The organism is Paraburkholderia caffeinilytica (assembly GCF_003368325.1).
In the GTDB taxonomy this organism is placed as follows: Bacteria; Pseudomonadota; Gammaproteobacteria; order Burkholderiales; family Burkholderiaceae; genus Paraburkholderia; species Paraburkholderia caffeinilytica.
Genome location: NZ_CP031466.1, coordinates 160,249 through 177,853, shown reverse-complemented (window position 1 = coordinate 177,853; position 17,605 = coordinate 160,249). Strand labels below are relative to the sequence as shown.

The 17,605-nt window shown below is 62.1% G+C and carries 16 protein-coding genes; 10 read left to right on the top strand and 6 right to left on the bottom strand.

Annotated features, from left to right (window positions below; genetic code table 11):
• Window positions 1-3: 3 nt before the first annotated feature.
• A complete protein-coding gene (locus tag DSC91_RS00815) occupies window positions 4-393 on the bottom strand; it encodes a hypothetical protein (RefSeq protein WP_115776383.1) in 390 nt (129 codons plus the stop codon).
• A 633-nt stretch (window positions 394-1,026) separates the two neighbouring features.
• Here DSC91_RS00815 and oxlT point away from each other — a divergent pair.
• From oxlT to DSC91_RS00795, 4 genes are all read left to right on the top strand, one after another.
• Window positions 1,027-2,358, top strand: coding sequence for an oxalate/formate MFS antiporter (oxlT, locus tag DSC91_RS00810; RefSeq protein WP_115776382.1), 1,332 nt, complete (start codon window positions 1,027-1,029; stop codon window positions 2,356-2,358).
• 64 nt (window positions 2,359-2,422) lie between these two features.
• Window positions 2,423-4,165 (top strand): oxalyl-CoA decarboxylase, encoded by a 1,743-nt coding sequence (oxc, locus tag DSC91_RS00805; RefSeq protein WP_115776381.1) that lies wholly within the window; start codon window positions 2,423-2,425, stop codon window positions 4,163-4,165.
• A gap of 25 nt (window positions 4,166-4,190) precedes the next feature.
• Window positions 4,191-5,441 carry a formyl-CoA transferase gene (gene frc / locus DSC91_RS00800; protein ID WP_115776380.1) on the top strand — a complete coding sequence of 417 codons (1,251 nt, stop codon included), beginning with the start codon at window positions 4,191-4,193 and terminating at the stop codon, window positions 5,439-5,441.
• A 108-nt stretch (window positions 5,442-5,549) separates the two neighbouring features.
• Entirely contained in the window at window positions 5,550-5,981 is a 432-nt protein-coding gene (locus DSC91_RS00795; protein WP_115776379.1) for a PAS domain-containing protein, read from the top strand.
• A 3-nt stretch (window positions 5,982-5,984) separates the two neighbouring features.
• On the opposite strand, the gene DSC91_RS00790 is transcribed toward DSC91_RS00795, so the two are convergent.
• On the bottom strand, window positions 5,985-6,599 hold the full coding sequence (locus tag DSC91_RS00790) for a TetR/AcrR family transcriptional regulator (RefSeq protein WP_115776378.1): 615 nt from the start codon (window positions 6,597-6,599) through the stop codon (window positions 5,985-5,987).
• Between the two features lie 83 nt (window positions 6,600-6,682).
• Here DSC91_RS00790 and DSC91_RS00785 point away from each other — a divergent pair, with 83 nt between their 5' ends.
• On the top strand, window positions 6,683-7,816 hold the full coding sequence (locus tag DSC91_RS00785; protein WP_115776377.1) for an MBL fold metallo-hydrolase: 1,134 nt from the start codon (window positions 6,683-6,685) through the stop codon (window positions 7,814-7,816).
• 39 nt (window positions 7,817-7,855) lie between these two features.
• Here the strand turns inward: DSC91_RS00785 and metE are convergent, their stop codons facing one another.
• Window positions 7,856-10,135 (bottom strand): 5-methyltetrahydropteroyltriglutamate--homocysteine S-methyltransferase, encoded by a 2,280-nt coding sequence (gene metE / locus DSC91_RS00780; RefSeq protein ID WP_115776376.1) that lies wholly within the window; start codon window positions 10,133-10,135, stop codon window positions 7,856-7,858.
• A 106-nt stretch (window positions 10,136-10,241) separates the two neighbouring features.
• Here metE and DSC91_RS00775 point away from each other — a divergent pair, with 106 nt between their 5' ends.
• Window positions 10,242-11,156, top strand: a complete 915-nt coding sequence (locus tag DSC91_RS00775; protein WP_115776375.1) for a LysR family transcriptional regulator — start codon at window positions 10,242-10,244, stop codon at window positions 11,154-11,156.
• 99 nt (window positions 11,157-11,255) lie between these two features.
• On the opposite strand, the gene bfr is transcribed toward DSC91_RS00775, so the two are convergent.
• From bfr to gcvA, 3 genes are all read right to left on the bottom strand, one after another.
• Window positions 11,256-11,732: a bacterioferritin gene (gene bfr / locus DSC91_RS00770; protein WP_115776374.1), complete on the bottom strand. Its 477-nt coding sequence runs from the start codon at window positions 11,730-11,732 to the stop codon at window positions 11,256-11,258.
• Between the two features lie 249 nt (window positions 11,733-11,981).
• Window positions 11,982-13,178 carry an aminotransferase class V-fold PLP-dependent enzyme gene (locus tag DSC91_RS00765; protein WP_115776373.1) on the bottom strand — a complete coding sequence of 399 codons (1,197 nt, stop codon included), beginning with the start codon at window positions 13,176-13,178 and terminating at the stop codon, window positions 11,982-11,984.
• A 192-nt stretch (window positions 13,179-13,370) separates the two neighbouring features.
• A complete protein-coding gene (gcvA, locus tag DSC91_RS00760; RefSeq protein ID WP_115776372.1) occupies window positions 13,371-14,291 on the bottom strand; it encodes a transcriptional regulator GcvA in 921 nt (306 codons plus the stop codon).
• Between gcvA and DSC91_RS37290 the strand changes: the two genes are divergently transcribed.
• The 4 genes from DSC91_RS37290 to DSC91_RS00745 all read left to right on the top strand — a co-directional run bounded on the left by DSC91_RS37290 (window position 14,273) and on the right by DSC91_RS00745 (window position 17,582).
• Window positions 14,273-14,473, top strand: a complete 201-nt coding sequence (locus DSC91_RS37290) for a hypothetical protein (protein WP_162831283.1) — start codon at window positions 14,273-14,275, stop codon at window positions 14,471-14,473. The two genes, gcvA and DSC91_RS37290, sit on opposite strands and share 19 nt — an antisense overlap.
• Window positions 14,474-14,571: 98 nt before the next feature.
• On the top strand, window positions 14,572-15,294 hold the full coding sequence (locus DSC91_RS00755) for a response regulator (RefSeq protein WP_115776371.1): 723 nt from the start codon (window positions 14,572-14,574) through the stop codon (window positions 15,292-15,294).
• Window positions 15,295-15,579: 285 nt separating this feature from the next.
• The gene (locus DSC91_RS00750) at window positions 15,580-16,887 is read left to right on the top strand and encodes a TAXI family TRAP transporter solute-binding subunit (RefSeq protein WP_229758311.1); all 1,308 of its coding nucleotides are present in this window, start codon (window positions 15,580-15,582) and stop codon (window positions 16,885-16,887) included.
• 182 nt (window positions 16,888-17,069) lie between these two features.
• Window positions 17,070-17,582 carry a DUF3455 domain-containing protein gene (locus DSC91_RS00745; RefSeq protein WP_115776369.1) on the top strand — a complete coding sequence of 171 codons (513 nt, stop codon included), beginning with the start codon at window positions 17,070-17,072 and terminating at the stop codon, window positions 17,580-17,582.
• The last annotated feature ends 23 nt before the right edge of the window (window positions 17,583-17,605 follow it).

The window sequence follows — 17,605 nt, the reverse complement described above, 5'->3', positions numbered from 1 at the left end:
GGTCTACGCCCCCACCAGCGACGGCAGCTCCACCTCGTACGACACGCGCTCGCGCCAGCTGCTCATCTGGGGCTGACGAACCACGGGGGTCGGATGCGGCGCGCTTTCCACGCGCATCGATACGCACGCCGGATAGCGCGCCTTTTTCCTCTCGAGAATGGCCTGGCTCAAGAACCCGACGCTATAGGCTTTCAGCAGGTGCGGATGGTGCGCTTCGATGTACGCGGCAATCTGCGCCTCTTCACCGTCGATCGTGGCGAGCAACGCCAGCGTGCGCACATCCCAACGAAAGCGCAGGCCGAGTTCCTCGAAAGCGCTGTTATAGGCGCACAGTTGCGCCTCTACTTCCGCATCATGCGCGCTGTCGCGAGCGTAGAACTGGGACGTGTTCATGGTCGCCTCCTTCAGGCAAATTGGCATGACCCAGAATAGGCGCGCAGTTAGATAAGCAACAGTTAAAGTTTTTTCGAAAAACTATAGTTTTTTGTTTATACGTCCATTGCTCTGTCGGCAAGATCGACGAAGCCAGGATGACTGAAAGAGTCGCCCTCAATACGCCCCCGTTCGGCCAACTGCGCAACAGCAGCTTCGTGTCGACGCAGATCGTCTCCGCAGTTCGCTCCAAATCCTCGTTGATCGAAATTTCCCCGAACGTAAGCGCGACGGGAGGCTAGCGCCTGTTCTTCCGCTGCACCACGCACCCGCCCGCCGGCACAGCATCGCATTGCTCACGACCGCACGGTCAGACACGGCACGTCTGACCATTCAGCATGCTTAATGCAAACCATAAAATGTTTTAACTATTACTTATCGCTGTTCGCGCGCAGCATCCCTCAGACGCGCTCCACGCGAAACGCCTTTTACCCGGTTGTTGTGAGATCGACGGGCAAGGGTTTCGTCAGTGCAATTCCCTCTGGCCGACCACTGGCGCTTGATTGCCCGCAGACAAATCGGCGATGAAGCGATTCGATCACGTAGGTCCAACGCGCCGCACGAGCGCGACGGAATATACAGGAGACGAAGGACATGGGACATTCCAACGCATCCGGGACAGGCAGTACGCCGTTCCGGCAAAACCGCTGGATACAGCTAGCGATCGGCATCGTATGCATGGGGCTCGTCGCGAATCTGCAGTATGCGTGGACACTGTTTGTCGTACCGATGGACAACGCCCATCACTGGGGCCAGGCAGCAATCCAGACCGCATTCACGGTCTTCATCGTCACCGAAACCTGGCTCGTGCCGATCGAAGGATGGCTCGTCGACAAGTTCGGGCCGCGCCCGGTTGTGATCGGCGGTTCGGTATGCGCGGCGCTCGGCTGGATCATCGACGCGCATGCGAGCAGTCTCGTCGAGCTCTACGTCGCGGCCGTGATCGCCGGAATCGGCGCGGGTTGCGTGTACGGCACCTGCGTCGGCACGGCGCTCAAATGGTTTCCGGACAAACGCGGTCTCGCAGCCGGCTTGACCGCGGCGGGTTTCGGCGCCGGCGCGGCCGTCACCGTGATTCCGATCGCCAACATGATCCAGCGCTCGGGTTACGAGCACACGTTCATGTTCTTCGGCATTTTCCAGGGTGTCTGCATTCTGCTGCTCGCCACCATGCTGGTACGGCCCAATCCACCCGCATTCGCAGTCGCGGCCAAACGCGTGGTCGCCAGCAAGATCGACTACACGCCCGGCGAGATGATCCGCTCGCCGCTCTTCTGGGTGCTGTATCTGATGTTCGTGTTCGTCGCCGCCGGCGGCATTATCGCCACGGCCCAGCTTGGGCCGATCGCGAAGGAATTCGGCTTTGCGAAGCTGCCGGTCAACCTGATGGGCATCACGCTGCCGCTGCTCACGATGACGCTGTCGATCGACAATCTGTGCAACGGCTTCACGCGTCCGTTGTGCGGTTTCCTGTCGGACAGAATCGGCCGCGAAAACACGATGTTCATGATCTTTCTCGGCGAAGGCGTCGCACTGCTGGGGCTCATGCAGTTTGGCCACAACCCCTACGCATTCATGTTCTTCGCCGCCGCCGTGTTCCTGTGCTGGGGCGAAATCTTCTCGATCTTTCCGGCGACCTGTGCGGACACGTTCGGCAGCAAGTATGCCGCGGCCAATGCCGGCACGCTGTATACCGCGAAAGGGACCGCGTCGATGCTGGTGCCGATCGCATCCGTGCTGTCGGCCAACGGCGGGTGGAGCACCGTGTTCATCTCGGCGGCGGTGATCTCGATCGCGGCAGCCGTCTCCGCCAAATTCGTTCTCGCCCCCATGAGAAAGCGCTGGATCGAAAACTCGGGCGCGAGGGCCAGCGTGATCATCGCTGAAGCGCGCCTGCAGCCGTCGTCCGGCGGCTCACCTGAATAAACCACAACGTGAGCGCACAACTCACGAAGCACCCCATAACGTCCCGCGACCAAGGAGAGACATCATGGCAGAAGCCGACCGGCAAACAGCAGGAGACACCCCGCAGCAACAGACAGCCGAGACGACCGACGGATTCCATCTCGTCATCGACGCGCTGAAACTGAACGACATCGACACCATCTTTGGTCTGGTCGGCATCCCGATCACCGACCTCGCGCGGCTCGCGCAGGCGGAAGGAATGCGTTTCATCGGCTTTCGTCATGAGCAGCACGCGGGCAATGCGGCAGCCATTAGCGGTTTCATGACGCAGAAGCCGGGCATCTGCCTGACGGTGTCGGCGCCGGGCTTTCTGAACGGCCTGACGGCGCTCGCCAACGCGACCACCAACTGCTTCCCGATGATCCTGATCAGCGGTTCGAGCGAGCGTGAGATCGTCGACCTGCAGCAGGGCGATTACGAAGAAATGGATCAACTGAATGCCGCCAGGCCGTATGCAAAGGCCGCGTATCGCGTGCTGCATGCGGAAGACATCGGCATCGGCGTGGCGCGTGCGATTCGCGCCGCGGTGTCGGGCCGCCCAGGCGGCGTGTATCTGGACTTGCCGGCCAAGCTGCTCGCGCAAACGCTGGACGCCGTGAAGGCGCAACAGTCGCTGGTCAAGGTGGTCGACGCCGCGCCGCGTCAATTGCCGGCGCCAGACTCGGTCAAGCGTGCGATCGATGTCCTGAAGAGCGCGAAGCGTCCGCTGATCCTGCTCGGCAAGGGCGCGGCCTACGCGCAGGCCGACGCGGAGATTCGCGCGTTCGTCGAACAAAGCGGCATTCCGTATCTGCCGATGTCGATGGCCAAGGGCCTGTTGCCCGATACGCACGAGCAATCGGCGTCGGCGGCACGCTCGTTCGTCCTGCAGGAAGCCGACGCCGTCGTGTTGATCGGCGCGCGTCTGAACTGGCTGCTCTCGCACGGCAAGGGCAAAACGTGGGGTGCGGAGCCGAAGAAGTTCGTCCAGGTCGACATTTCGCCGACCGAAATCGACAGCAACGTCGCGATTGCCGCGCCGGTGATCGGCGATATCGGTTCGTGCGTCGCGGCACTGCGTGCGGGCCTCGATGCGAGCTACGCAAAACCGGGCGCCGAGTGGATCGGCGCAATCGCGGAGCGCAAGAACAAGAACCTCGCCAAGATGGCCGCCACGCTCGACAAGAACCCGTCGCCGATGAATTTCCACAGCGCATTGCGCGCAATCCGCGACGTGCTGAAGACGCGTCCGGACATCAACGTCGTCAACGAAGGCGCGAACACGCTCGACTACGCGCGCAGCATCATCGATATGTACGAGCCGCGCAAACGCTTCGATTCCGGCACGTGGGGAATCATGGGCATCGGCATGGGCTTCGCGATCGGCGCGGCGGTGACGAGCGGCAAACCGGTTGTCGCGATCGAAGGCGACAGCGCGTTCGGCTTCAGCGGCATGGAACTCGAAACCATCTGCCGTTACGACTTGCCGGTTTGCACGATCGTCTTCAACAACAACGGCGTGTATCGCGGCACCGACGTGAACCCGACGGGCGGCAAGGACGTCGCGCCAACCGTGTTCGTGAAGGGCGCGCGCTACGACAGGATGATCGAGGCATTCGGCGGTGTCGGCCACCACGCGACCACCCCGGAAGAACTGACGAAGGCCCTGCTCGAAGCAATCGCATCCGGCAAGCCGACCTTGATCAATGCCGTCATCGACGAAGCGGCGGGCACCGAAAGCGGCCGCCTGACCAATCTGAATCCGCAAAGCGCGGCAATGAAAAAGTGATCCAGCGTAACCACGGAGATAGCAAATGACCAAACCTCTCGAAGGCATCAAGATCATCGACTTCACCCATGTTCAGGCCGGCCCCGCGTGCACCCAGTTGCTCGCCTGGTTCGGCGCCGACGTGATCAAGGTTGAGAGACCGGGTTCGGGCGACGTGACGCGCAACCAGTTGCGCGACATCCCCGACGCCGACGCGCTGTACTTCACGATGCTCAACAGCAACAAGAAGTCGCTGACGTTGGACACGAAAAAGCCCGAAGGCAAGGAAGTACTCGAAAAACTGATTCGCGAATCCGACGTGCTGGTCGAAAATTTCGGCCCGGGCGCGCTGGACCGGATGGGCTTTTCATGGGAACGGCTGAACGAACTCAATCCGAAGATGATCGTCGCTTCGGTGAAGGGCTTCAGCGACGGCCATCACTACGACGACCTGAAGGTCTACGAAAACGTCGCGCAATGCGCGGGCGGCGCGGCATCCACCACCGGCTTCTGGGACGGCCCGCCGACCATCAGCGCGGCGGCGCTCGGCGACAGCAACACCGGCATGCATCTGGCGATCGGCATTCTGACCGCCCTGCTGGGCCGCGACAAAACCGGCAAGGGCCAGAAGGTCGCCGTGTCGATGCAGGACAGCGTGCTGAACCTGTGCCGCGTGAAGCTGCGCGACCAGCAGCGGCTGGAGCGCGTGGGCTATCTCGAGGAGTATCCCCAGTATCCGCACGGCGAATTCAGCGACGTGGTGCCGCGCGGCGGCAATGCGGGCGGTGGGGGTCAACCGGGCTGGGTGCTCAAGTGCAAGGGCTGGGAAACGGATCCGAACGCGTACATCTATTTCACGATCCAGGGTCATGCGTGGGAGCCGATCTGCAAGGCGCTCGGCAAACCAGAATGGATCGACGATCCCGCCTACAAGACCGCTGAAGCACGTCAACCGCATATCTTCGAGATCTTCAACACCATCGAAGCCTGGCTTGCCGACAAGACCAAATTCGAAGCGGTCGACATCTTGCGCAAGTTCGACATTCCGTGCGCGCCGGTGCTGACGATGAAGGAGCTGGCCAACGATCCGTCGCTGCGCGCGAGCGGCACGATCGTCGAGGTGCCGCACAAGAAACGCGGCTCCTATCTCACGGTCGGCAGTCCGATCAAGTTCTCGGACATGAAGCCGGAAGTGACCGCGTCGCCGCTGCTCGGCGAACACACGGAGGAAGTGCTGGCGGGCCTTGGCTACAGCAAGCAGGACATCTTCAATCTGCGCGAAATCAAAGCGGTTTAATAGTGCCTCACCGCAGGCCCTTGTGTAAGCTCGGGCCTGCGAATAGGGCATCCTCGAGGGGTGCCGTATTCGATTCAGGGATCCAGGTTGTTACGTTCGGGGAACGCCATGCAAAGCGCTATCGACTTCGAGCAACTCGTCAACGCAATCGGCGACGCGATCATCATTTCCGATGCCCACGGCAGCATCACGCTGTGGAACCCGGGAGCCGAGCGCATGTTCGGCTTCAAGCCAGGCGAGGCACTGGGAAAGTCGCTGGACCTGATCATTCCGGAACGTTTGCGCGGCCGCCATTGGGACGGCTATCACAAGACCATGGCCACGGGCGAAACCCGTTATGGCAATGACGTGCTGCGTGTTCCCGCCGTGCATAAGGATGGGCGGTCCATGTCGATTGCCTTTACGGTCGCGTTGCTGCATTCGCCGCAGAACGAACTCACCGGCATCGTCGCCGTGATCCGCGACGAAACCAGCCGCTTCCAGGAGGATCGACTGCTGCGCAAGCGACTCGCGGAACTGGAAGCGTCCGCGGGCGCGTGAGCTTCATGCGTAGCGCGCAAGAAACATATCGGCAGCGGATTCCGCGACTTGCCTTTGTTCGTCCGCGCTGAGAGGCGGTTGGCCCATCGTGACCTGCGGCCAGAAAGCGAAGGCTTTCACCAGGCCCTGCAATTGATGCGAAGCGAACACCGGGTCCGGCGTCTTGAGGCGGCCGTCGGCAGCGGCTGCGCGAATCCACACCGTCAGGTCTTCTTCGCGCTCGCCCATGCGCGCCACCATGTCGCGCGCACGCTCCGGCGAATGGATGCCCGCGGCGATCGCAACGCGCGCAAGGGACAGAAACGCCTCGTCGTTCAGCAGGCTCAGCTTCTTTGACAGAAGCTGCAGCAACTGCGCGCGCAACGGATGCACGGCGGAATAAACCGGCGCCTCGCCCGTGTCGCTCGACTCCCACAGCTGCCGCAGGATCTCGGCGAACAGCGCTTCCTTGCTTGGAAAATGGTTGTAAACCGTCCGCTTCGAGACGCTCGCGCGCGCCGCGATACGGTCCATGCTGGTCGCGTCGAAACCGGCCGCGAGAAATTCCTCGATTGCCGCCTCAATCACGGCGGCGCGCTTGCGGTCGGTCAGGCGGAGGGGAGTGTCACGGGTGTTCATCGTTAAATTTTACACCGGGCAGTTTACTTTTCTCGAAAATAAACTACACTCAACAGTCTACTTTCAGTTTCGAGGCTGCTCGCATGACATCGTTCACCGGTTCTATTCGCCGCGCCTTGGGCCTGACGGCAGCGCGGCGCGGGCGTGAATTGTTCGAGACGTCGGCTCAGCACGACGGCGAGCGCTTTCGTAACGTCAAACCGCGCCCTGTCGAGGGAATCGGCAAGACCTTGAGCATCGTCTGGAATATTTTGCTCAACAAGCCGGACGGCACGGTGCCGGCGGGCGCCCTGCCTGTCGACGCGCTGTCGCGCGAACAGCTTGAGGCCGCGCCGGACCGGAGCCTGTATCGCCTCGGGCATTCGACCATGCTGCTCAAGCTGCGGGGACAGTTCTGGCTGACCGACCCGGTCTTCGCCGAACGGGCGTCGCCGTTCAAGCGCTTCGGTCCGAAGCGCTTTCATGCGCCGCCCATCGCGCTCGAAAACTTGCCGCCGCTGCGCGGCGTGATCCTGTCGCACGACCACTACGACCACCTGGACCGTGAGACCGTGCTGGCACTCGCGGCCAGGACGGGCGTGTTTCTGACGCCGCTGGGCGTCGGCGACCGTCTGATCGAGTGGGGTATCGAGGCGTCGAAAGTCTGCCAGTTCGACTGGTGGCAGAGCGCCGAGGTCGACGGCCTCACGTTCACCGCAACCCCGGCGCAGCATTTTTCCGGCCGCAGTCTGTTCGACGGCAACAGCACCTTGTGGGCCTCGTGGGTGATCGTCGATGACGCGCTGCGCGTGTTCTTCAGCGGCGACACGGGCTACTTCGACGGATTCAAGACCATTGGCGAACGGCTGGGCCCGTTCGACGTAACGTTGCTCGAAACCGGCGCCTACGATGCCCAGTGGCCGTACGTCCATATGCAGCCCGACGAAACCGTCCAGGCCCACGTCGATCTGCGTGGCCGCTGGCTGGTGCCCGTTCACAACGGCACGTTCGATCTGGCCATGCATCGCTGGCAGGAACCGTACGAGCGCGTGGCCGGGCTCACTGCCGCACGCGGCATTCCACTTGCGACGCCCCGCATGGGCGAGCGCCTGGACCTGGCCGCGCCGCATCGCGGCGAGAAGTGGTGGCGCGAAGTCGCCGAAACCGAGCATGCGCAAACGCCCGTGACGCAGCGGCGCGGGTTCTTCTGCCGCGATACCCGCCAAGCGAATTCCTGAAGCCGGCGACCTCTCGCGGTGTGATTTCAGCCGGCCTGATCAGATGCCCGCGCGCAACGTCTTCGCTGCCGCAACCATGTTCTTCAACGCGGGGATGACTTCTTCCCACGCGCGGGTCTTCAGGCCGCAGTCGGGGTTCACCCACAGCCGCTCAGCCGGAATCCGCCCGGCCGCCTTGCGCATCAGATTCACGATGTGCTCCTCGCTCGGAATATTCGGCGAGTGGATGTCGTAGACGCCCGGTCCGATTTCGTTCGGATAGTTGAAGTTGTCGAAGGCATCCAGCAATTCCATGTCCGAGCGTGACGTCTCGATCGTGATGACGTCGGCGTCCATCCCGGCGATCGAAGCGATGATGTCGTTGAACTCGGAATAGCACATGTGCGTATGGATCTGCGTCTCGTCCCGCACGCCATTTGCCGTGATACGGAACGCTTCGACCGCCCATTGCAAATAGCCGCTCCACTGCGACTTGCGCAGCGGCAGGCCTTCGCGCAGCGCCGCTTCGTCAATCTGGATCACCCGCACACCGGCTTTCTCCAGGTCCAGCACTTCCTGGCGGATCGCCAACGCCAACTGATAGCAGGAGACCGAGCGCGGCTGGTCGTCACGCACGAACGACCAGTTCAGGATCGTGACCGGGCCGGTCAGCATGCCTTTCATCGGCTTGGCGGTCTGCGATTGCGCATACCTGATCCACTCGACCGTCATCGCCTTCGGCCGGCTGATGTCGCCGAACAGGATGGGCGGCTTCACGCAACGCGAGCCATACGACTGCACCCAGCCGAACTGGCTGAACGCGTAACCGTCGAACTGTTCGCCGAAGTATTCGACCATATCGTTACGCTCCGCTTCGCCATGCACGAGCACGTCGAGACCCAGCGCTTCCTGTTCCCGCACGCTACGCGTAATTTCGCGCTGCATCGCCGTCTTGTAGCCGGCTTCGTCCAGCTCACCGCGCTTGAACCGGCTGCGCGCCTGGCGAATTTCGGCGGTTTGCGGGAATGATCCGATCGTGGTGGTCGGGTAAGCCGGCAGGTTCAGCAGCGCAGACTGCCGGGCGGCACGTTGCGGATAGGCGCTGGCGCGACGTCCCAGCGCGGCATCGATCTTCGCGATCGCGTCCTTGACCGCCGGATTGTGTACACGCGGCGACGTGCGGCGACTCCGGATGGCGGCCTGGTTGTCGGCAAGCGCGGCTTGCACCGACTCACGCCCGTCGTTCAGCGCCTTTGCGATGATCTTCAGTTCATCGAGCTTTTGCAGGGCAAAGGCGAGCCACGAACGGATTTCGCGATCGAGCGTCTGCTCGCTGTTCAGGTCGACCGGAACATGCAGCAACGAACACGACGGCGCAATCCACAGACGAGCCTGCAATCTCCGATGAATCGGCGTCAGCCATTCCAGCACCGCGCTCAGGTCGGTCTTCCAGATGTTGCGGCCATTGATCACGCCGAGCGACAGAATCTTGTCGGCGGGCAGCTGTGCGACGACCTGCTCGATCTCGCTGCGGCCGTTAATCGCGTCGACATGCAGACCTTGAACCGGCAATCCGCAGGCGAGCGCGAGGTTCTCGCGCAGCTCGCCGAAATAGGTCGCCAGCAGCAGCTTCACCCGGGTGGTTCGCAACGCGTCGTACGCGGTGACGAAAGCGTGTTGCCATGCCGGCTCGAGCTCGGTGACCAGCGCCGGCTCATCGACCTGCACCCATTCCACCCCTTGCGCCGCCAGTTGATCGAGCAATGCCGCGTACACAGGCAAGAGGCGCGGCAACAGCGCGAGCTTGTCGGAATCGTCCTTCGCCTTGCCCAGCCATAGATACGTCACGGGCCCGATGATGACCGGCTTGGCTTTGACACCCAGCGCGCGAGCCTGGGCGAGTTGCTCGACGAAGCGTGAGGCATCGAGCGAAAACTCGGTCGACGCACTGAATTCCGGCACGATGTAGTGATAGTTCGTATCGAACCACTTGGTCATCTCGCCGGCCTGCACGCCGCAACTGCAGGCGGAATCATGCGCGGAGCGGCCACGTGCAACGCGAAAGTAAGTGTCGAGCGCATCGCCCTCAAAGCCCCGCACCCGTTCCGGAACATTGCCCAGCATGAAGCTCGTGTCGAGCACCTGGTCATAGAACGAGAAGTCGCCAACCGGAATCCGATCGAGGCCGGACTGGTTCTCCCAGTGACGCTGACGCAGTTGCGCGCCCAGGCTTTTCAGTTCGTCACGCGACGACTGGCCCTTCCAGTAAAGCTCCAGTGCGAACTTCAGTTCGCGCTTTGCGCCGATGCGGGGGAAACCCAGATTGTGTGTCGTAACCATGTTGATGAGCCGCTCCGAAAATGAACGGCTCGATCATAGGGCGAATGACCCATGAAATATAATGGCATTATTTCATTGATCAATTAGTTTCCTTCATGGACTTGCCATGCTCGAACGAACCCATCTGACGATCATTCGGGAAGTGGACCGGCAAGGGTCCCTGACTGCGGCCGCCAACGTGCTGTGCCTGACGCAATCGGCGCTGAGTCACACCGTCAAGAAGATGGAGCAGCAATTGGGCACCGCCGTATGGGACCGCGAGGGCCGAACGCTGCGTCTGACCCAGGCGGGTCAATATCTGCTGGCGCTTGCCAACCGGGTGCTGCCGCAAATGGAACACGCGGAAGAACGGATGAAACAATACGCCGAGGGGCAGCGCGGCACGCTTCGCATCGGTATGGAGTGCCACCCTTGCTATCAGTGGCTGCTCAAGGTGGTCTCGCCGTATCTCGCGCGGTGGCCGGACGTGGATGTCGACGTCAAACAGAAATTCCAGTTTGGCGGCATTGGCGCGCTGTTCGGTTACGACATCGACATTCTGGTCACGCCGGACCCATTGAGAAAACCCGGTTTACGCTTCGAGCCGGTGTTCGACTACGAGCAGGTGCTGGTGGTCGGCCGTGGGCATCGACTGGCGCAGTTGCCCTTTGTTCCGCCCGAGGAACTTGCGGATGAAGTTCTCATTACCTACCCGGTGGAAATCGATCGGCTGGATATCTACAACCAGTTTCTGATGCCGGTCAACGTCATGCCGAAGCGCCACAAGATCATCGAGACAACCGACATCATGTTGCAAATGGTGGCCAGTGGACGGGGCGTTGCCGCGCTGCCTCGCTGGCTGGTGGAAGAGTACGCCGGCAAGGTCGCCATCAGTCCGGTCAGATTGGGCAAGCGTGGCATCGCCAAGCAGATTTTTCTCGGTGTGCGCGAGACAGACGCGGCGATCGATTATCTGAAAGCGTTCGTTGAACTCGCGCGCCAATCGGACTGGAACACGACTCAGGAGCCGCTTGGGCAATGAGCGCGTCCAGAGGAGAATTCGATGCTGATGGGCGGCCGTAGCGCGTGACGACGCAGGGTCGACGGCGCGTTCACGGCGTCGACCTTCGCCCCGGCGAAATCATTCCGGCGACTCCATGGCCGATTGCTGATAGTTCTGAATCCCCACCTTGTCGATCAACGCCAGATTGGTCTCGAGCCAGTCGATATGTTCCTCGGTATCGTCGAGAATATGAGTGAGGATCGCGCGTGAGACGAAATCGCTGACTGTCTCGCAGTAGGCAATGGCTTCCTTGCACGTGGCCTGCGACATCCGCTCGAGCTTGAGATCGCACTCAAGGATTTCCTGCGTTTCCTCGCCGATCAGCAATTTGTGCAGGTCCTGCAAATTCGGTAAACCGTCCAGTACGAAGATGCGCTCGATCAGCAGATCGGCGTGCTTCATCTCGCCGATCGATTCGTCGTACTCGTGCTTGCCGAGACCTTTCAGGCCCCAGTGACCATACATCCTGGCGTGCAGGAAATACTGGTTGATCGCGGTCAGCTCATTCTTCAATTGCGCGTTCAGGTATTCGAGAACCTTGGCATCTCCTTGCATATTCCCTCCCCTATTCGCCACGCCACGCCACGCCACGCCACGAATGACGCGCAGACGTCTCTCAGGCACCTCACTTCGCGTGATGCGGCGTCATGTTGCGCGATGCTGTCTTGTGCGCAGCATCACGCGGCTCATGTGCGGCACCCGTTAGCGCAGCATAGTGCATGACCCGGTCGACGCTACGAATGAGAATTGGTCTCGTTTGAGAGGCAATCGATCGTCGCGTCATGCCGGCGAAAATCGTTCGACTTAGCGTGCCAGGCTTCGTATCCCATCCAGTAACCTGTCGATTTCCGGCTGCGTAGTCAGGTAGCTGACCGACGCTCGCGCGATCTGCGCGAGTCCTCTGGACTGCATATCAAGAGGCGTGTAGGCCACGCCGTTACTGCCGATCGCGATACCCCGATCCGCCAGGCTGCGCTGCACCGACGCGGCCTCCAGGCCCGCTATGTTGAACGCCACCAGCCCCGATTGCTCCCGGCCCTGATCCAGCACGGTCACACCGGGGATCGCAGCGAGTTGCCCGCGCAACGCTTGCGCAATGCCGTCGATCCGCGCGCGAATATTCTCAACGCCGATTTCCAACGCCTCTTCCAACGCGTTAGCCAGCCCGCAATGCAGCGCCAGCGATGCTTCCGCCGACTCGAAACGCACCGCGTCGTCCCGCAAGACGGATTCGCCGTCAGCACCCAGCGGCGCGGATCGCATGTCGACGAATGCCGGCGTCAGGCGGGATAGAAAATCCTCTCGCACATACAACAGGCCGGTGCCTCTCGGACCGCGCAGCGCCTTGCGGCACACGCCGGTCAGAACGTCGCAGCCGATCTCGGCGACGTCGACAGGAAGTTGTCCAACCGCCTGAGCCGCATCGACAAAGTAGGGGATGCCGTGGCGGCGTGCAACCTGCCCGATCGCCGCGGCCGGATTGATCAGTCCGCCGTTCGCCGGTAGCCAGGTCAGCGCGATCAGGCGCACACGGTCGTCGAGCATAGCCTCCAGCGCCTGCGGATCCACGGCGCCGCTGGAATCGGACGGTATGACGTCGATCGTCGCGCCCGCGCGCCGCGCCGACAGGTACATGGCCGCGAGATTCCCGCCCCACTCGTGACGCCCGACCAGGATCCGCTCTCCGGATCGCCACGGTCCTAACGCGGCGAATGCGGTGCCCCACCCCGCCGAGTTGCCGGTGGTCAGGGCGATCTCCGTCGAACGGGCGTTCAGCAGTCGCGCGGCCAGCACGCGAGCGCGCTCGGTCTGCTCACGTCCCGCTACGCCGGCTTCCATCGGCCCCATCGTGGCCTCGCGCCAAAGGTGAGCGCGCATCGCCTCCAGCGTGGCGGACGACGGCAGCGAGGCCCCCGCGTGATTGAAATGCGTGGTGCTTTGAGCACCTGGCGTGCGGGCGCGCAACGCGTCCACGGCAGCGGGCGAGAGAGAAGAAGGCATGGCTGGTCCAGTGGTCCAATGGTTCGATAGCGCGCGTTGGGTTCGCGTGTGGGCGCGTGTCAGGGAGACAGCGGCTCACGTGCGCAGATCGAAGAGGTCATATCCGGTCCCTCCGATCGTACGGGATTTCCGATCCTATGGACTCGACCCGCGCGTGACCAATCAATTTTTACACGCCATGCATGAGCGAAACTAATGCGTGCTGTCCAACGAGTCTTGCGCGGCTGTCTGCGTGATCCACGTGCGGAAAGCGGACGTTGGGCCGCCCAACGTCCCCTTCGGTGTGACGAGCCACCAACCGATGCGAGGATCGTCGAGCACCGCATCGGGCAGCGCCTCGACCAGTGCTTTGCTCGCCAGTTGCCGGGCAATCAGCCGATGGCGGCCCATGGCGATGCCCTGCCCCGCGAGGGCCGCTTCCACAACGATGTTGTAGTCATGCAACTGCACGCGCTGCGCCCGGGTCAGGTCCAGTCCGAAACGGTGCGCCCAGACTTCCCACTCGAACGAATGCTTTGAATACGACGCCAGAAGTGGAAAGCGCAGCAGGTCCTGCGGCTTGCGCGGACGGCTCTTTCCCTCGATGAGCGACGGGATGCAAACCAGCGACAAACGCTCAGGCATGAGTTGCTGCGACCGCACGCCCGGCCAGCCGCCGCGGCCGTAGCGGATCGCCACGTCGACCTCGCCGCCGGACACGTCGGCCAGCGCGATCTCGGGTCGCAGTTGCAGGTCGATCCCGGGATGCGCAGCCGAGAACGCATGCAAGCGCGGCGCCAGCCAGCGCGTGGCAAACGACGCCAATATGCCGACCGTCAGCGTGACCCGCTCGCCGGCGTGGGCGCGAACCTCGCTCGTGCCTGCTCGCAGAAGTTCGAATGCCGCGTGCACCTTGCCGTAGTACGCCCTTCCCTCCGGCGTGAGCTCGATGGCGCGCGTGCGTCGCTCGAACAATGCGACGCCCAGGTCGGATTCCAGCCTCTGGATCTGATGGCTGATGGCGCTTTGGGTCACGAAGAGTTCCTGAGCCGCATGGCTGAAACTCAGACGCCTCGCGGCGGCTTCAAAAGCGCGTAAGGACAGAAGAGGCGGTAATGGGCGAGTGGGATGCATCGGACATGGACGATAGGCGCGCGGAGTTTGCCATGCTACGCCACCTGGCATGGGAAGGCGCCGGCCTGGCGCGCTCGATGGGCGCCACGACCTTAAAAAAAACAGCATTCGGCGACGGATTCCCGCAGGTTGCGCCGTTAAAGAAGCTGGAGCACGACGTTCGCGGATCACGCGCAGCCTGACGGCGCCGAAAGCCGGCGCGGCCAATCCGGCAACCGTGAGGTGGAAGCCAACGTCGTTGCACCCCTGTTTGCCGGTCTATGCGTTCGATTTCCCCACTATGACAACTCAAATACTGGTCGTTGACGACGATGTCGAACTACTCGGGTCGCTGGCCGACTTTCTCGGACGAGAGGGCATGGCGGTCTCCGTTTTGCACGAGGTGAAGTCGCTCGGCGAACACATCGAACGGAACCCGCCCGATCTGATCGTCCTCGACCAGATCATGCAAGGTGTGAATGGCCTCGCGGCGCTGAGCACGCTACGCGCCGCGGGCAACACCGTCCCCGTGATTCTGGCTTCGGGGCCCGACGACATGGACCGGATCGTCGGGCTCGAAATGGGCGCGGACGACTGCATCGGCAAACCCTTCAATCCTCGCGAACTGCTTGCGCGCATGCGCGCCGTGTTGCGGCGACGAACCTTGACCGCGTCGGGCGCCGCGCGCGAAAAACAACAGGTCGTCGGATTCGGCCCATTCACGCTGGATCTTGAGTTGCGCGCGCTCACAATGGAGAACAGCCGGCTCACGCTATCGGCGGGAGAATTCGCGCTGCTTAAGATCTTCGTCGATCACCCCATGCGCACGCTGACTCGTGAGCAATTGCTGGAATTGCTGCACGGCCCGAAAGACGATCATACCGACCGGGGTGTCGATGTCCAGGTGTGGCGCTTGCGCAGGATTCTCGAAGCGGACCCCTCCACGCCGCGGTTCATCCAGACCGTCCGCAGTCATGGTTATGTATTTGTGCCGGACGGCGCGCAATCGTCCTCGACGCACTGAATCGCCGCTCGTCGCGACGATCGCCACCCTGAGCGCGGAGATGGACAAGGCGTTCACGGCGCTGCATTATCCATGCTGGCTGTCTGACACCACTAGCGGCGCGGCAAGGTCAACGCTTCACGCAACGAACTGAGCAACGGCGCCTGCAACGATCGGCAAGGCCGTGAGCTCGATGTTTTCTCTGCGTCGATTGTGCGTGGCAAAGACCTGGCGAACAGCGCCGAATGCGAGAGGCAAACAATGCCCAGGCACAACCCAGCGCTTCACCGCAATGAAAAACGCCCCATGACACCGGGTCGCCGGCGGTTTCTCATCGCCGGCGCGATACTGCTGATAGCCGCGTTGGGTTGGGGCCTATGGGCCATGCTCGAGCCTGCCTTCCGGCACACCATCGTCATCACAACCGGCGCGGACAACGGGATCTATCGCGGCTTTGCAGATCGCTATGCGCCTATCCTGAAGCGTGACGGCATCAAGCTCGATATCCGCGGTTCGTCGGGTTCGAGCGAGAACTATCAGCGGCTGAGAGATCCGGACAACGAATACGAGGTGGGCTTTGTCCAGTCCGGCACCACCAGTCCGAAAGAAACCGACCACCTGCAGACGATCGCCGCTGTCTCCTATGAACCCATCTGGGTGTTCTACCGTGGCGAATCCACCGTCAACCGGCTGGCACAACTGCGTGGCAAGCGGATTTCAATCGGCATTCCCGGTAGCGGCCTGCTGAACGTCTCCCAGGTGTTGCTCGGCTACAGCGGCATCACGCGGGACAATACGACGCTGCTCGAAATGGACGCGGTCAAGTCCTATCAAGCCCTCGAAAACGGTCAACTGGATGCGGCTTTCTTCATCGGCAGGCCCGATGCGCCCATGCAGACAACACTGCTGAACAGCAATCTCAAGCTGATGAGTTTCGTGCAGGCCGATGCGCTGGTGCAGAAATTCCCGTCGCTATCCAAGGTTATTTTTCCGCGCGCCGCGACCAGCATCGTCAACGATCTGCCGCAAACCGACGTCACGCTGCTCGCCGCCACCGCGTTGCTCGTCGCCAAGGACACGCTGCATCCCGCGCTGGTCTACCTGTTGCTGGACGCGGCCAAAACCGTCCACGGCGGCGAAGATTACTTCACGCCGCTTGGCGTGTTTCCCAATCTGAATACCGAGGACTTTCCCGTTTCCGAAGAGAGTGAGCGTTACTTCAAAACGGGGCGCCCGTTCCTGCAGCGCTACCTGCCATTCTGGCTCGCCAGCTTCATCGAACGACGTCTGCTGATCCTGCTCCCCTTCATGGCTTTATTGCTCGGCCTGCTACAGGCGTTGCCGCGCATGGCGGAGGCACGCATAAAAAAACGCCTGGTGGTCTGGTATCGCGAGATCAAGGCGCTCGAAGACGAAATATGGAAAACCAGCCATCCAACGCCGGATCAGATTGCGCAATGGCGGGACGAGATCGAGCACATCGATGCGTACGCCAACCAGATCCAGATGCCGCAGCGTTATTTCCAGGACGTGTATGCACTCAAGCAGGCGATCGCGGTAGTCCGAAACCGGATCTCCCGCGTGGCAGACCAGGCTGCGACGGGCGCAGCATGAGGTTCTGGAGTCGCGCGGGTGACGCACACGCCGATTCCCGGCGCATATAAGATCACGCGTACGATCCCGACTATCCGGTTCAACGGCCGTGCCCGGCGGCCACAACCGCTATGCGCCATGCACCACTCGCCACTCGCCACTCGCCACTCGCCACTCGCCACTCGCCACTCGAGGTGATATCCATGCTCAGGAAAGTTTCGCAAGCAGGCTTCGCAACCGTCGCCGCATCCATGCTGGTTGCGTGTGCCATGCCGTCCGCCAGTCCCTCGAATGCATCCATCGACCCACCCCAGGCCGAGCGCGTGATGACACTCGCTGCGTCCGGCGTACAGAACTATTCGTGCGAATTCGACACACAGCATCGTCTGGGATGGGTGTTCAAGAGCCCACTGGCAACGCTCTACGACGCGAGCGGCCACGCTGCGGTCAAGCACGGCGCGGGGCCTTCATGGGAAGCGGAAGATGGCAGCCGGATCGTCGGCCACGTGCTTGCGCAGCAGCCCAGCGAAACGCGAGCGAGCATTCCCCAGCTATTGCTCGAAACGCATAGCACGTCCGGTAGCGGCGCACTTTCAACCGTGCGGTATGTGCAGCGCGTGCATACCGTCGGCGGGTTGGCGCCGACGGCAGCGTGTTCCACAGAACATGAATCCGGCAGCTCGCCCTATCTCGCGGACTACGTGTTCTACCGGTAGCCGTCCGCGCTTCGCGTTGCGCG